This window comes from Mesorhizobium sp. KACC 23794 (genome assembly GCF_052180275.1).
Taxonomy (GTDB): Bacteria; Pseudomonadota; Alphaproteobacteria; order Rhizobiales; family Rhizobiaceae; genus Kumtagia.
Window position 1 is genome coordinate 5,775,361 of record NZ_CP197465.1, and the last position, 12,379, is coordinate 5,787,739.

General features: G+C 62.1%; 15 protein-coding genes and 1 pseudogene. 10 read left to right on the forward strand and 6 right to left on the reverse strand.

What is annotated here, in order from left to right:
- The first annotated feature begins 14 nt into the window (after positions 1–14).
- The gene (locus ACSBOB_RS28165; RefSeq protein WP_442579330.1) at positions 15–521 is read left to right on the forward strand and encodes an Hsp20/alpha crystallin family protein; all 507 of its coding nucleotides are present in this window, start codon (positions 15–17) and stop codon (positions 519–521) included.
- A 100-nt stretch (positions 522–621) separates the two neighbouring features.
- Here the strand turns inward: ACSBOB_RS28165 and ACSBOB_RS28170 are convergent, their stop codons facing one another.
- From ACSBOB_RS28170 to istA, 4 genes and pseudogenes are all read right to left on the reverse strand, one after another.
- A complete protein-coding gene (locus ACSBOB_RS28170) occupies positions 622–1,692 on the reverse strand; it encodes an AI-2E family transporter (RefSeq protein ID WP_442583860.1) in 1,071 nt (356 codons plus the stop codon).
- Between the two features lie 216 nt (positions 1,693–1,908).
- Positions 1,909–2,235, reverse strand: a pseudogene (locus ACSBOB_RS28175) (transglutaminase-like domain-containing protein); the annotation flags it as partial.
- Between the two features lie 57 nt (positions 2,236–2,292).
- Entirely contained in the window at positions 2,293–3,105 is an 813-nt protein-coding gene (gene istB, locus ACSBOB_RS28180; protein ID WP_442577702.1) for an IS21-like element helper ATPase IstB, read from the reverse strand.
- The gene (gene istA, locus ACSBOB_RS28185) at positions 3,095–4,624 is read right to left on the reverse strand and encodes an IS21 family transposase (protein ID WP_442583861.1); all 1,530 of its coding nucleotides are present in this window, start codon (positions 4,622–4,624) and stop codon (positions 3,095–3,097) included. Before istA ends, istB begins: the two co-directional genes overlap by 11 nt.
- Before the next feature lie 27 nt (positions 4,625–4,651).
- Between istA and ACSBOB_RS28190 the strand changes: the two genes are divergently transcribed.
- A complete protein-coding gene (locus ACSBOB_RS28190) occupies positions 4,652–5,257 on the forward strand; it encodes an abortive infection family protein (protein ID WP_442579331.1) in 606 nt (201 codons plus the stop codon).
- 177 nt (positions 5,258–5,434) lie between these two features.
- Positions 5,435–6,484: a PIN domain-containing protein gene (locus tag ACSBOB_RS28195; RefSeq protein ID WP_442579332.1), complete on the forward strand. Its 1,050-nt coding sequence runs from the start codon at positions 5,435–5,437 to the stop codon at positions 6,482–6,484.
- Between the two features lie 6 nt (positions 6,485–6,490).
- On the opposite strand, the gene ACSBOB_RS28200 is transcribed toward ACSBOB_RS28195, so the two are convergent.
- Positions 6,491–7,369: a nucleotidyl transferase AbiEii/AbiGii toxin family protein gene (locus tag ACSBOB_RS28200; protein WP_442579333.1), complete on the reverse strand. Its 879-nt coding sequence runs from the start codon at positions 7,367–7,369 to the stop codon at positions 6,491–6,493.
- The gene (locus tag ACSBOB_RS28205) at positions 7,366–8,193 is read right to left on the reverse strand and encodes a type IV toxin-antitoxin system AbiEi family antitoxin domain-containing protein (RefSeq protein ID WP_442579334.1); all 828 of its coding nucleotides are present in this window, start codon (positions 8,191–8,193) and stop codon (positions 7,366–7,368) included. The genes ACSBOB_RS28200 and ACSBOB_RS28205 overlap by 4 nt, the downstream gene beginning before the upstream one ends.
- Positions 8,194–8,385: 192 nt before the next feature.
- On the opposite strand from ACSBOB_RS28205, the gene ACSBOB_RS28210 reads away from it, so the two are divergent.
- The 7 genes from ACSBOB_RS28210 (at position 8,386) to ACSBOB_RS28240 (ending at position 12,263) form a co-directional block, all read left to right on the forward strand.
- Positions 8,386–8,733: a helix-turn-helix domain-containing protein gene (locus ACSBOB_RS28210; protein ID WP_442579335.1), complete on the forward strand. Its 348-nt coding sequence runs from the start codon at positions 8,386–8,388 to the stop codon at positions 8,731–8,733.
- Positions 8,734–8,735: 2 nt separating this feature from the next.
- Positions 8,736–9,458: an ImmA/IrrE family metallo-endopeptidase gene (locus ACSBOB_RS28215; protein WP_442579336.1), complete on the forward strand. Its 723-nt coding sequence runs from the start codon at positions 8,736–8,738 to the stop codon at positions 9,456–9,458.
- Positions 9,459–9,560: 102 nt separating this feature from the next.
- Complete coding sequence (locus ACSBOB_RS28220) at positions 9,561–9,788, forward strand: DUF2188 domain-containing protein (RefSeq protein WP_442579337.1); 228 nt, start codon at positions 9,561–9,563, stop codon at positions 9,786–9,788.
- 32 nt (positions 9,789–9,820) lie between these two features.
- Positions 9,821–10,081 carry a multiubiquitin domain-containing protein gene (locus ACSBOB_RS28225; protein WP_442579338.1) on the forward strand — a complete coding sequence of 87 codons (261 nt, stop codon included), beginning with the start codon at positions 9,821–9,823 and terminating at the stop codon, positions 10,079–10,081.
- Positions 10,082–10,087: 6 nt separating this feature from the next.
- Positions 10,088–10,468: an E2/UBC family protein gene (locus tag ACSBOB_RS28230; protein WP_442579339.1), complete on the forward strand. Its 381-nt coding sequence runs from the start codon at positions 10,088–10,090 to the stop codon at positions 10,466–10,468.
- A complete protein-coding gene (locus ACSBOB_RS28235) occupies positions 10,465–11,886 on the forward strand; it encodes a ThiF family adenylyltransferase (RefSeq protein WP_442579340.1) in 1,422 nt (473 codons plus the stop codon). The genes ACSBOB_RS28230 and ACSBOB_RS28235 overlap by 4 nt, the downstream gene beginning before the upstream one ends.
- Positions 11,886–12,263, forward strand: a complete 378-nt coding sequence (locus ACSBOB_RS28240) for a DUF6527 family protein (protein ID WP_442583862.1) — start codon at positions 11,886–11,888, stop codon at positions 12,261–12,263. The genes ACSBOB_RS28235 and ACSBOB_RS28240 overlap by 1 nt, the downstream gene beginning before the upstream one ends.
- Positions 12,264–12,379: the final 116 nt, after the last annotated feature.

Below are 12,379 nucleotides of genomic sequence, written 5' to 3' on the forward strand. Positions count from 1 at the left end.
CAAGGAGAAGATAGATGACCATTCGTGATCTCATCCCGTGGAGACGGGACAATAACCAGACGCCGGCCGTTTATCGCGATAACGACCGGGATCCTTTCATGGCACTGCATCGCGAGATGAACCGGTTGTTCGACGACGTCTTCCGCGGCTTCGATACGCGGCTGCCGCCGTTTGGCGGCTTTGCCGCGCGTGGCGTCAATTGGCCAAGCGTCGAGATTTCCGACACTGAGAAGGAAATCCGCATCACGGCGGAGGTGCCCGGCTTGGAGGAGAAGGACATCGAGGTCCTGCTCGATGACGGTGTGCTGACGCTCAAGGGTGAGAAGCGTTCGGAAACTGAGGACAAGGACCGCCAGTTCTCCGAGCGAGTTTACGGCCGGTTCGAGCGCCGCATCCCGCTCGGTTACGAGGTCGAGCAGGACGAGGTTGATGCACACTTCCGCAATGGCGTGCTGACGGTGATCTTGCCCAAAACCGCCAAGGCACAATCGCAGGCCAAGCGGATCGCAATCAAGGGCTGACGATAACAATCCAGGAGGCCGGAGGCGACCAGGACGGCCGCCTCCCACAATGTTTTTGACACTGCGCTGTGCGCGGCACGCGACGTCTTCCGCGGGTAGATCAATCAACATGAGGCTGCCTCTCTTGACTGTCCGTCGCCTGCCATTCGAGAAACAGGCTATATCCAACAGCCAACAGCACCGGGCCGAGGAATACGCCGATGAAGCCGAAGGCCAAAATGCCGCCGAGGAAGCCGAAGAAACTGAGCAACACGGGCAGACTGTTCGCTTGCGTGAGAAGATAGGGCCTCAACAGGTTGTCTATGCTGCTCACCAGCAGCAGACCCCAACCGGCGACAAAGATGCTCCAGCCAACCTCTCCCTGAAAGAACAACCACAGCGCGACAGACCCCCAGACCAGCGGAGGGGCGGCGGGCACGAAGGACAGAAGAAAGGTGATGAAGCCGAGCAGCAGGGCCTGGGGCACACCAGCTATCCAAAACCCGAGCCCGGCCAACAGTCCTTGCGCAATAGCCGTCCCGATTACACCGTAGACCACCCCGGTGACTGTTGATCCGGCAACCAAAAGCAGATGGCGGGCGCGAGTGCCACCGATCCGCTCGGAACTGCCGTGCGCGGAAGCTGCCATTTGGCGCCCGTACCGATAAAAGAAGAACGCGATGAACACGCTTAGGACCAGTTCGAGGAGTCCGACGCCCAGAACGGCACCGCTGGCTACCGCGATGTCGGTCGCGGGACGGATCAGCTTCGTCAGTTCGACGAGGAAGGCCGGTGCATTGTAGGCCAGGCCCTGCCAGTAGAGTGCCAGGCGCTCTCCTATGAACGGGATTTCGGCTACCCAGGCAGGCGGCGCGGGTGGGCCTTGCTCAAGAAGGCGGTTCACCGCCTGGGCTACGGTGGCCACACTATCGGCCAGTGTTGCCACCAAGATAGCAAAGGGAGCCACGACGACGGCTGCTACAAGGAGTGTCATGAGAAGCGCGGCAGGCGTCCTCCTTCCTCCCAAAAGTCCCTCGAACCAGATGTAGATTGGCCAAGTGGAGAAGCAGAGCACAGCCGCCCAAATCAGGGCAGAGAGGAATGGCCAGAGAACAACAATGCACCCGACGCCTAGAAGCACGAGTGCGCCAATTCCCAAGATCTGCTCAACTGGTCGGTCAAATACCATTATGCGTCTTGCAGCCCCATTAGGTCCTCAGCAGCCTCAAAATCCCTCCGGGAAATGTTGCCTTGAACCCACAAACCATATGGGTTGGCTGGTTGGCACGCCACTATTTCGGTCACCGCTGGCTGACTGGGTGTTAGGTTTGAGCCGCAATAAACAGGGGGCTTCGCCCAAGACAAAGACCGGCGTCACGGCGATCGGCCCGCTCAAGGCGACCGCGGCTTAAGTCACCTCGTCTGTGACAACCTCGAACCTTACCAGTTGCGATTGGCCAAAGCTGGTCGAAAGCGCCACGTCCGTGGCATCCCGGCCGGTCGCCATCAGGATCCGCCCGATCCTCGGCTTGTTGTGGCGCGCATCGAAAGTGTACCAGTTGCCGCCCAGATAAGCCTGGAACCAGGCACTGAAATCCATCGGATCGGGAACGGGCGGAACGCCGATGTCGCCGAGATAGCCCGTGCAGTAGCGTGCCGGAATGTTCATGCAACGGCAGAGCGTGATCGCAAGATGGGCAAAGTCGCGGCACACGCCTGTCCTGTCGGTGAAGCCGCTGTTGATTTTCACTGAGAACTGACCCGGCATTTTCACCGAGAAGTGACCCGCCCTTCATGTATGTTTTGGTTCTGCGGGGACGGTCAAGGTTCTAGCTTTCTCCTTTGCTCTTTTCGGCTCTTGGGCAGAGCTGTTCTTGAACCGGAAGCTGTCGTTCCCGGTCTCCAGGATGTGGCAGTGATGGGTCAGCCGGTCGAGAAGCGCGGTTGTCATCTTGGCATCGCCAAAAACGGTCGCCCACTCGCTGAAGCTGAGGTTTGTGGTGATGATCACGCTGGTGCGTTCGTAGAGCTTGCTCAGCAGATGGAAGAGCAATGCGCCACCTGATGCGCTGAACGGCAGATAGCCGAGCTCATCCAGGATAACGAGATCGGAATGCACGAGGCGATTGGCGATCTGGCCTGATCGTCCCTGTGCCTTTTCCTGTTCGAGCGCATTGACCAACTCGACAGTCGAGAAGAAGCGAACCCGTTTGTGATGATGCTCGATGGCCTGCACGCCAAGCGCGGTCGCAATATGGGTTTTGCCTGTGCCTGGGCCGCCGACGAGGACAACATTGTTGGCGTCATCGATGAACTCGCCACGATGAAGCTGACGCACCAGGGCCTCGTTTATCTCACTGCTGGCGAAGTCAAAGCCATTGAGATCGCGATAGGCTGGAAAGCGCGCCGTCTTGAGCTGATAGGCTGTGGACCTGACCTCCCGTTCCGCCGTTTCGGCCTTCAGCAGTTGCGACAGGATCGGAATGGCGGCTTCAAATGCGGGCGCCCCCTGTTCGGTGAGTTCGCCGACAGCTTGCGCCATGCCGTGCATCTTCAGGCTTCGAAGCATGATGACTATTGCGCCGCTGGCAGGGTTATGACGCATGGCGCACCTCTGCGGCCTTCCTCAAGGCATCGTAGCGCTCGACGTTTGCCTTCGTCTCATTGGTGAGCGTTAGGGCCTGAGGAGCACTGATGGTCGGGGGTGTGAGCGATTTGCCGTCGATCAGACGATGGAGCAGATTCAGCACATGGGTTTTGGTTGGAACGCCGGCTTCCAACGCCATCTCCACGGCACATAGCACGGCCTGCTCGTCGTGTTGCAAGACGAGCGCCAGGATGTCGACCATCTCGCGATCGCCGCCTGGCTTCTTGAGCAAGTGTTGTTGCAAATTCCTGAACGCATCGGGGAGTTCAGCAAACGGTGCTCCGTTGCGCAGCGCGCCTGGTTTGCGCTGAACAACAGCCAGATAGTGGCGCCAGTCATAGATCGTCTGACCCGGCCGATCATGCGAGCGATCGATGATGCGGCGATGCTCACAGAGGATCAAACCCTCCGCGGCAACAACGATGCGATCCGGATAGATCCGAACGCTGACAGGCCGATTGGCAAAGGATGCCGGAACGCTGTAGCGGTTGCGCTCTAAATGCACGAGACAGGTCGGGGAGACCCGTTTGGTGTATTCGACAAACCCGTCGAAGAGACGTGATGTCGGCATGAGGGCCTGGGATTCCTCTGCCCAGATATCGGCAATGGTGCCGCGCATCTTTCCATGCGGGGTCTTCTGCCAAAACTCCTTGCATCGAAGCTCCAGCCAGTCGTTCAGGGCTTCGAGCGAGGCAAAGCGCGGAATGGGTTGCCACAGGCGATGACGCGCATCCTGGACGTTCTTCTCGACCTGCCCCTTCTCCCAGCCTGACGCTGGATTGCAGAACTCGGGTTCGAACAGGTAGTGGCTGGCCATCGCCATGAAGCGGACGTTGACGTCGCGCTCCTTGCCGCGCCCGACCTTGTCGATCGCCGTGCGCATGTTGTCGTAGATGCCGCGCCGGGGAACGCCGCCAAAGACACGGAAGGCATGATTGTGGGCGTCGAACAGCATCTCGTGCGTCTGCAGCAGATAGGCTCGAACGATGAAGGCCCTGGAGTAGCTGAGCTTCGTATGCGCCACCTGCAGCTTGGTGCGCTCGTTGCCGATGATGGCCCAATCCTCGGACCAATCGAACTGGAACGCCTCTCCAGGCTCGAACGCCAGCGGCACGAATGTCCCTCGTCCTGTCGTCTGCAATTCCCTCTGAAGATTTGCCTTCCACTCCCGGGCGAAAGCAGCAACACGACCGTAAGACCCCTCATAGCCAAGGCTCACCAGATCGGAATGGAACTGCTTGACGGTCCGCTTCTGTTTGCGGTTCTTCTTTGCTTCCGCCCTCAGCCAGGCCGACAAACGGTCGGCAAACGGGTCAAGCTTGCTCGGCCGCTCCGGAACCTTGAACTGAGGCTCCACGCCATCAGAGCGTAGATATTTGCGGATGGTGTTCCGCGACAGGCCAGTCCTACGGCCAATCTCACGGATCGATAGATTCTCTCGAAAATGCCAGCGTCGGATTACGCTCAATAACGCCATGTCGATCACTCCAATGCCCCCACTGTCATGCAGGGGTGGTTCAAACATGGGTCAATTCTCGATGGAAATATCCTGCGCTGCCGGGTCAGTTCTCAAAGGCAATCAACAGGCAAAGCTCATCTGGTGCCGCGCGATGCGGCTAGCGCCGCGGTCACAGCCTTTACGACGAAGGTGCGCATTCTAGATTTCGATACGGTCGAGCTCGACATTGCGAGGGCGCTCGCGAACGCGGCGAACGATGCGGAAGACGCGGTGACCGCCGCCTGTTCGCTCTTGGAATCTGTCTGCCGCTCCATCCTGATCGAGCTTGGTCTTCCTCTGCCGCCGAAGAAGGACATCGACGGCCTCATCCGCGCCGTTCAGGAGCCGCTCAATCTCTCTCCGGGGCGCACCGACCTGCCTGCTGAGGTCGAGCAGGATGTCCGGCAGGTACTCGGTGGCCTGACATCGGTTGCAAAGGGAATTGGCGCACTGCGTACGCACGCCGGGGACGCCCACGGACGCGAGCGCGGCTTTAAACGCATCGACGCGCGCATCGCCCGCCTCGCAATCACATCGGCGAGTTCGCTCGCCCTGTTCCTAATCGAGACCTGGGAACAGCAGCAGCATCGTGCGCTGCCCTTGCGGGATTAGGACCAGCGCTTCGGATCGGGAAGAAGCTAAGTCACGCCGGACCTCATATTCGCGTCCTCGACCTAGCGCTGTTTCCTGGGTTGCGATGTGCGACGAACTCGCCCAGGAAGGGTACGATCGAGACAAGACATCCGCGCATCCGGAAGTACGACAACGCTGGAGTGCTGGGGAGACGATATGACGAAACCGGCGCGCAACCCGACAGAGCCATTGCGGACGCGGCACGTATTTCTGGACACCGAAGTCTATCGCAGGGCCGGCTTCAACATCTCGAACACATCCTTCGCGCTGTTGGCCAAAGAGATCGAAGCGGGACGGATCGTCCTGCACGTGTCGGATATTACCTTGGCCGAGGTTCAAAGGCAGCTCAAAGGAGCCGTACTCGAATACGCTGCCGAAGCAAAACGGCTGGCGCGAGACTTCAATCGGATCGCCCAAATCAGCGGTCGGAAGAACACAACGGTTAATGAAGTGGATGGCTCGGACGCTGCCGACGCTGCGTGGTCGGGCTTCCTTGACGGCCTGTTGAAGCGGTTCCGCGCCCACTCGATCCTGGCGCTCGATGTTCCAGCCCGGATAGTGTTCGAGCGCTATTTCGCAGCCCAACCGCCATTTGACGACCACGGCAGTAAGGAGTTTCCCGACGCTTTTGTGATCGAAGGCCTCGCGCGCTACTGCAAGACCAGTGAGATTCTAATGTACGTCGTTAGCCGTGACGCTGCTCTGCGCCGCGCCGCCGGTAACCACAGTGCTCTCATTCCGCTGCAGACGATCGAAGAGGTTCTTGCCGCTGCAACAGCGGCGAGCAGCGCCGACCTAGAAGCGATCGCGGATGATGTTTTGGCTGCGCCGGACTTCGATCATCAATTCACCGAGGCAATAGAGGCCGACCTGGATTTCGTTGACTTCGTCTACTACGGCACCCTGACGGAAGGCGCCGTAAGAGGGGCCGAGCTGGAAGAGATTGTCAGCGTCGATGACTACTATGTCGCCGCGTTCGACGAGACCAAGATCGGACTGATCGTGCAGGCGAATGTGATACTCAATGCGAGGGTGCGTTACATCGACGAGGAGGAGTTGCGCGATAAGGACGATGACGTGATCCCTACCGCGTCGGAAACATGGTCGCGTACCCACGCTCGGCTAAAACTATACATCTCGATCGATCTATCCACCTTACGCTTCAAGGAAACCGAGCTGCTGACGCGGGATGTTATCGTCGAATAGCCGCCCTCACGATCCCGGTTTCGGTAGTGCGAGCCCGAAACGCTCCTTCATTTCGTCGGCGCGTGCCCAGGCATCGCCCGGCAGGCGATCGATGAAGGTTTCATAGACTCGTTGGAAGGCGGTCAGCGTCGAGGCGTCAGTCAGGGCCTCGGCCTGCGCGGCCGGTAACAGCGGCTTCATGTCGAGCAGGAGCCGTGGTCGGGCGAGCTTGCCAAACATGCGTTCCTGCGCCTGTGCCCGCGAGATTGTCTGCCCCGACAGGGCGACGTACCTCCCGAAGAGGGTGGCCACCTTGGCGACGTCGATATCCGGAAACACGTCCAGCGCGTGATCGAGGTCGTACAGATCGCGGCCCTTGTCGCGCTGGAGCAACGCCCGCAGTTTTGTCGCCAGCATTTCCTCGCGGGAGAAGGTCGGCACGTCGCACTGGCCGCCAAACCAAGGGCTATCAACCGCGTACGGCAGCGCCAGTGGCGGATCGAACGCCTCGGTCTCGCTGGTGTTCGTTTCGACTTTGAGGCGAATGGGGACGCCGCTCCCGTCTTCGGCCTCGACGCGGAAGCGGAGCTTGGGTGCGACAATACTGGGGTCGTAGTTGGCCTGCCCTAACCAGGGCTGGAGCGCGGCGCGCAGGGCGTCGAGCACCGGCCCGATGGGGCCCGCCTGTGTGCGGACGAGGTCGATGTCCTCCGAGTAGCGCAGCGGCGCCGGGAAGTGCAGCTTGTTGAGCGCGGTGCCACCGCGAAAGCGCAACGCCTCGCGCAGGAAAGGATTCGCGAAGATGGCGACGATCGCCCGGCTGATGATAAGATCCTGCTCGACCTGGCGCTGGTCGGCCCAAGGGACGACCGTGCCCCAGGCGACGATATTCTGCGCGGGGATCATTCGTCGATCTCCGGGGCGCGACGGACGATGACGCGCCATCGGGAATCGCGCTCGAGCGGCGGCGGCGCGAAATCCGGATCGGCGGCCTCCTTGCGGTCGAGCTCCGTCCAGGCCTCCCCTCCCCGGGCTTGGAGGGCCGCATGCAGGGGGGCGGTCAGCCCCTCCTGTCCGAGCCGGTCGAGAAGATGCCCCAGCCGCTGCACGACCGGCCGCTCGGCGGCTGCTGACAGGGCAGCAAGCTGGTCGCCGTCTATCGAGGGGGCAAGGTCGGTGAGGACGGTGGCGACATTATCGAGCCCGCCTGCGGCGCGCGGATAGCGCAGCAGATCAAGCGCCGTAAGGGCAGGATCGGACACGCGCATCGTGCCGGTGTCCGTCTTGCGTTCCGCGACGCCCGCCGCAACCGCTTCCATGTTTTTGCGATAGTAGAAGACAATGAGATTGCGGCCCGCCCGGATTTTCGGGAGGCGCTTGGCGGTAACGACCTGGAACTCCATGACCGCCTGATGCGTCGCACCGTGAAGCTCGGCGGCCTTGAGGAGCCCAACGTAGTAGGGCTGGCTTTCGTGCTTCATGAGGGCGTCGATATACCACGGCGGCGGCGGCGCCCCCCATGTGGCGAACTGCGGCGGAACGATCACGTAGAAGTCCTGGCGTGGATTGAGAAGGTGTCCGCGCTTCTGGAGCCGCTCGGCGGCATCGAGAAACGCGCCGCGTGGAACGCCGAGCGCCTTTGCAGCCTCGCCGCCGGCAAAGACCACGCGGCCCGCAGACAACAGGCTGGAAACATAGGTGGACAGGGCGGAGCGCTGATCGTGAACCATGTCATATTATCCGCTGGAGGCGCGGATTTTTCAACATGAGTAGTGATTGAATGGTAAAGCGTTTCAGCATATCCGCGGAACAAGCGGAGATTCCATAACGATTCACTTCGCCTCTTTCCTGACTCTCCCTTGACGTGAATCCCTGTCCGCTGATACGCTGATCAGCGTATCAGCGTCACACTGGGAGAACGAATGGCACCGACCGACAAGACCTTCGGCAGCGCGATCAGCGACGCGCGCAAGGCCAAGGGATGGGCTCTGAAGGACCTCGCCGCAAAGGTGCTGCGCGAGGACGAAGAACCGATCTCGCCGCAATACCTCAACGACATCGAGCATGATCGGCGCAGCCCGTCCTCCGACCGCATGGTCCAGCAATTCGCCGACGCGCTCGGCATCGACCGCGATTGGCTCTACTATCTGGCCGGGCGATACCCCGACGACATAAGGGACAAGAAGCTATCGGAAAAGCAGGTTTCCGAAGTCATGGTCGCCTTCCGCCGCACGCTCGACAAAAAAGGCAGCAAGGGTGGAGGTTCCTGATAGTGCGCTACGTCGCCGACCGCACCGGGCGCTTCACGCAGCGTCCACACTACGAGCCGAAGGAACTCGACCGGGAGTGCGAGACCATCGTCGGCGCGTTCCTCAAGGAGCGCCACGGCGCGGTCGCCTATCCGCTCACGACCGACGACCTGACTGTGCTGATCGAACGTGACACCGAGTCGCTCGACCAGTATGCGGACTTGAGCGGCTACGGCCGTGATGTCGAAGGCGTCACACAATTCCAGCCAGGCCGTAAGCCGAAGGTGCTTATTTCGGAGACGCTCTCGGTGGCCGACAACCGGCAGAATCGCTTGCGCATGACGCTCGCCCATGAATACGGCCACGTGCGTTTCCATGCCCCTCTGTGGGACCTCGAACCTCCAAGCGCCGACCTCCTCAAGGCCAATCCGCGGGCCAATATGCAGGTCTGCTTCCGCGACAAGATTCTCGACGCGGCGCAGACCGACTGGATGGAATGGCAAGCGGGCTATGCGGGCGGCGCTCTGCTGATGCCGGCAAGCCGGGTTCGCGCCCTGATCGCCACCTATTGCGAATCGCACAAGCTGTTCGGTGTCATCGGCCAGGCCGATGCGCACGGCCGCGCGTTGATCGAAACCGTCCGCGCCGCCTTCGAGGTCTCGCCCGACGCGGCGCGCATCCGGTTGCGGAAACTCGGAATCCTCGGCTCCGCAAGCGCCGGCCCCTCCCTGTTCGACCTCGCCTAACAAGGAGGGCGCGTTGCCCCCGTTGACTCTCCGCGCCGTTTTGTTACGCTATTTAGCGGATCGGCGGATAAGCCGGTTCGCTTAACGCAAGAGGACCACGTCATGAGCAAAGGCCGCAACCAGCATATCGTCCCCCGCAACGGCGGGTGGGCGGTCAAGCCCGCCGGCGGCGGGCGCGCCTCGTCTGAGCACGACACGCAGCGCGAGGCGATCGATCGCGGGCGCGAAATTGCCCGCAACCAGAACAGCGAGCTGCTTATTCACGGCCGCGACGGTCGCATCCGCGAGCGCGACTCGCATGGCGGCGACCCGCACCCGCCCAAGGGCTAACCGCAAGACCGCTCACAGAAAGGAGCATTGCCATGACCGAGGCACTCACCGAACCCAAACCCCGCCCGTCCTACAAGATCATCGTCGACCGCAAGCCGCACGATTGGGCAGAGCCGTTTATAACCGGCGCGCAGATCAAGCGCATCGCCGGTGTTGACCACGCGACCTACGATGCCTGGCAGGACGTGCCCGGCCCCGAGGACCTCCTGATTGCCGACGACAAGAAGGTCGATCTGCGTCCTCCGCAGGTCGAGCGTTTCTTCACCGGCAAGAAAACGACGACGGAGGGGTAAAGGGCCATGAGCTTCCTGCCCGCCGCGGACCGCGCCTACCTTGCCGAGAAGGGCATCTGCTTCGAGGAACGGCAGGATGGCGCGGTCAAGGGCGTCATCCTGAAAGGGCGGCACCTGCCGGACGGACGGTTTGACAGCGCCGCTGCCGACATTCTGATCCAGTTGCCTCCGGGCTATCCGGACGTCGCGCCGGACATGTTCTATCTGCTGCCCTGGGTCAAGCTGCGCAGCGGTGGCCGTTATCCGAACGCCGCCAATGTCGCCCACGGCTTTGCCGGCCAGAGCTGGCAGCGCTGGTCGCGCCATAACAACGAGTGGCGCGCCGGCATCGACGGCATCTGGACGATGATCAAGCGCATCGAGGATGCGCTGGAGAAGGCGGCATGACGACCTACAGCCTGACGATGCGGGAGGACCACGCCGACCTGCTGCGCGCCCATCTGCTGCGCGGTGACGGCAATGAGCATGCCGCCTATGTGCTGTGCAGCCGCGCGGCAATCCGGCGTGACCCTTGGGACCGCGAAGCCCATGAGAGATATCACTCGGTGCGCGTCATCCCGGTGCCCGACGACCAGGTGCTCGCCTCCAGCCCCGGCCTCATCACGTGGAGTACCGCATCCTATGTGCGCGCGCTGCGCGAGGCGGCGGCGCAAGGCTACGTCGTCGCCGTCGTGCACAACCATCCAGAGGCAATGACCTGGTTTTCGTCGCAGGACGACAGCAACGAGCCTGACCTCGTCCAGCTTGCGGTCAACCGGAACGGCGATGGCACGAAGATGCTGAGTCTTCTGCTGACGGCCGACGGCCAGTGGGCCGGGCGGGTGTGGTTGCTGCCGCGCGCGGGTGCGCATGCACCGCTGCGAATAGTGCGCATCCTCGGGCGGCGCTTCGGGCTCCACTACGAAGGGCGAGGCGGCACAGCCAGCCTTCCGGCCTTCCACCGCCAGGCGCTTGCTTTCGGGCGGGCTCTCAACGACGACCTCGCGCGGCTGCGCGTCGGTGTCGTCGGCTGCGGCGGCACCGGGAGCGCGGTCGCGATGCTGCTGGCGCGCCTCGGCGTCGGCCAGATCGTCGTCATCGACAACGACATCGTTGACCGGACAAACCTGAACCGGTTGCACGGCGCGCGCCAGCAGGATGCCGACGCCATGCGGCCGAAGGTCGATGTGGTGGCGGAGTCGATCGCGGCCATGGGGCTGGGCGTTAAGGTCGTCGCGATCGAGGCGTGGGTGGGTGACCCGGAATGCCGGGACGCCCTGCGCTCGTGCGACGTCATATTCGGCTGCACCGACGATCACGAAGGCCGGCTGTTTCTGAATCGCCTTGCTTACTACTATCTCGTGCCGGTCATCGATGTTGGCCTCGCGATCGATGTCGACCGCGGCGCGCCGCCCGTGTTGAGAGCGCTCGACGGGCGCGTGTCGGTTCTAACGCCGCGCGAGACCTGCCTGATATGCCGCGACATCGTCAGCGCCGAGGCCGCCCGCGGGGAGGCGATGAAGCGCGCGGACCCCGAGGCCTATGAACAGCGGAAGGCCGAAGCTTATGTCGTGGGCGAACGCAACCCGGCGCCGGCCGTCGTGACCTTCACGACCGAGCTGGCGTGCATGGCGGTCAACGAGATGATCCAGCGCTTGCAGGGTTTCCGGGACCCGGACGGGTCGACCGCGCACCGGGTCAGGAAGTTTCACCTCGGCGAGGACCGCCGGCCGCGTCATGATCCGCGCCCGGCGTGCCCCATATGCGCAACCGAGGATGTCTGGGGCTGCGGCGATGTCGAACCGTTTCTGGGGCGCGTCGCGTGATGCGCACCGCCGCCGCCTTCCTCTGCTGGCTGTTCGTCACGCTGCGCCTTATCCCGCGCCCTGCGTTCACCGCGGCGTTCGTAGGCGACCACCCCGACCCCGAAACGATGGGCGACCACCGGCTCTACATCGTCGGCCGAAAGGCGTTCACGAAGTGGGCGTACTTCCGTTGCCCTGCCGATCGTACGGAGATCATTCAGCTATCACTGATGCCGTCGCGTCATCCCCGCTGGAGCGTCGCTGTCGACTTGCTCGGACGCCCGACGATCACCCCGTCCGTGCGACAGCTCGACGGGTCCCATGCGCACTTTTGGATCAAGAAGGGCGCGGTCCACTGGTGCGGCGACACCGGCCGCAAGCCCATCACGGAGGCGTAGAAATATATGACAGTGGGTAAAAGCCGAACGCGGTCCGGCTGCTGGCAGCGAGCTGACAACGCGTCTTCAAAATTGACCTCTGCGCCCGTGACCTGAGACGATATAGTCAATGTCAT

Coding starts and splice junctions, on each gene's coding strand:
- ACSBOB_RS28225 (WP_442579338.1), top strand. CDS start 9,821: ATGACCGAGGCACTCACCGAACCCAAACCCCGCCCGTCCTACAAGATC.
- ACSBOB_RS28210 (WP_442579335.1), top strand. CDS start 8,386: ATGGCACCGACCGACAAGACCTTCGGCAGCGCGATCAGCGACGCGCGC.
- ACSBOB_RS28165 (WP_442579330.1), top strand. CDS start 15: ATGACCATTCGTGATCTCATCCCGTGGAGACGGGACAATAACCAGACG.
- ACSBOB_RS28220 (WP_442579337.1), top strand. CDS start 9,561: ATGAGCAAAGGCCGCAACCAGCATATCGTCCCCCGCAACGGCGGGTGG.
- ACSBOB_RS28200 (WP_442579333.1), bottom strand. CDS start 7,369: ATGATCCCCGCGCAGAATATCGTCGCCTGGGGCACGGTCGTCCCTTGG.
- ACSBOB_RS28205 (WP_442579334.1), bottom strand. CDS start 8,193: ATGGTTCACGATCAGCGCTCCGCCCTGTCCACCTATGTTTCCAGCCTG.
- ACSBOB_RS28240 (WP_442583862.1), top strand. CDS start 11,886: ATGCGCACCGCCGCCGCCTTCCTCTGCTGGCTGTTCGTCACGCTGCGC.
- ACSBOB_RS28195 (WP_442579332.1), top strand. CDS start 5,435: ATGACGAAACCGGCGCGCAACCCGACAGAGCCATTGCGGACGCGGCAC.
- ACSBOB_RS28230 (WP_442579339.1), top strand. CDS start 10,088: ATGAGCTTCCTGCCCGCCGCGGACCGCGCCTACCTTGCCGAGAAGGGC.
- istA (WP_442583861.1), bottom strand. CDS start 4,624: ATGGCGTTATTGAGCGTAATCCGACGCTGGCATTTTCGAGAGAATCTA.
- istB (WP_442577702.1), bottom strand. CDS start 3,105: ATGCGTCATAACCCTGCCAGCGGCGCAATAGTCATCATGCTTCGAAGC.
- ACSBOB_RS28190 (WP_442579331.1), top strand. CDS start 4,652: ATGCAGGGGTGGTTCAAACATGGGTCAATTCTCGATGGAAATATCCTG.
- ACSBOB_RS28235 (WP_442579340.1), top strand. CDS start 10,465: ATGACGACCTACAGCCTGACGATGCGGGAGGACCACGCCGACCTGCTG.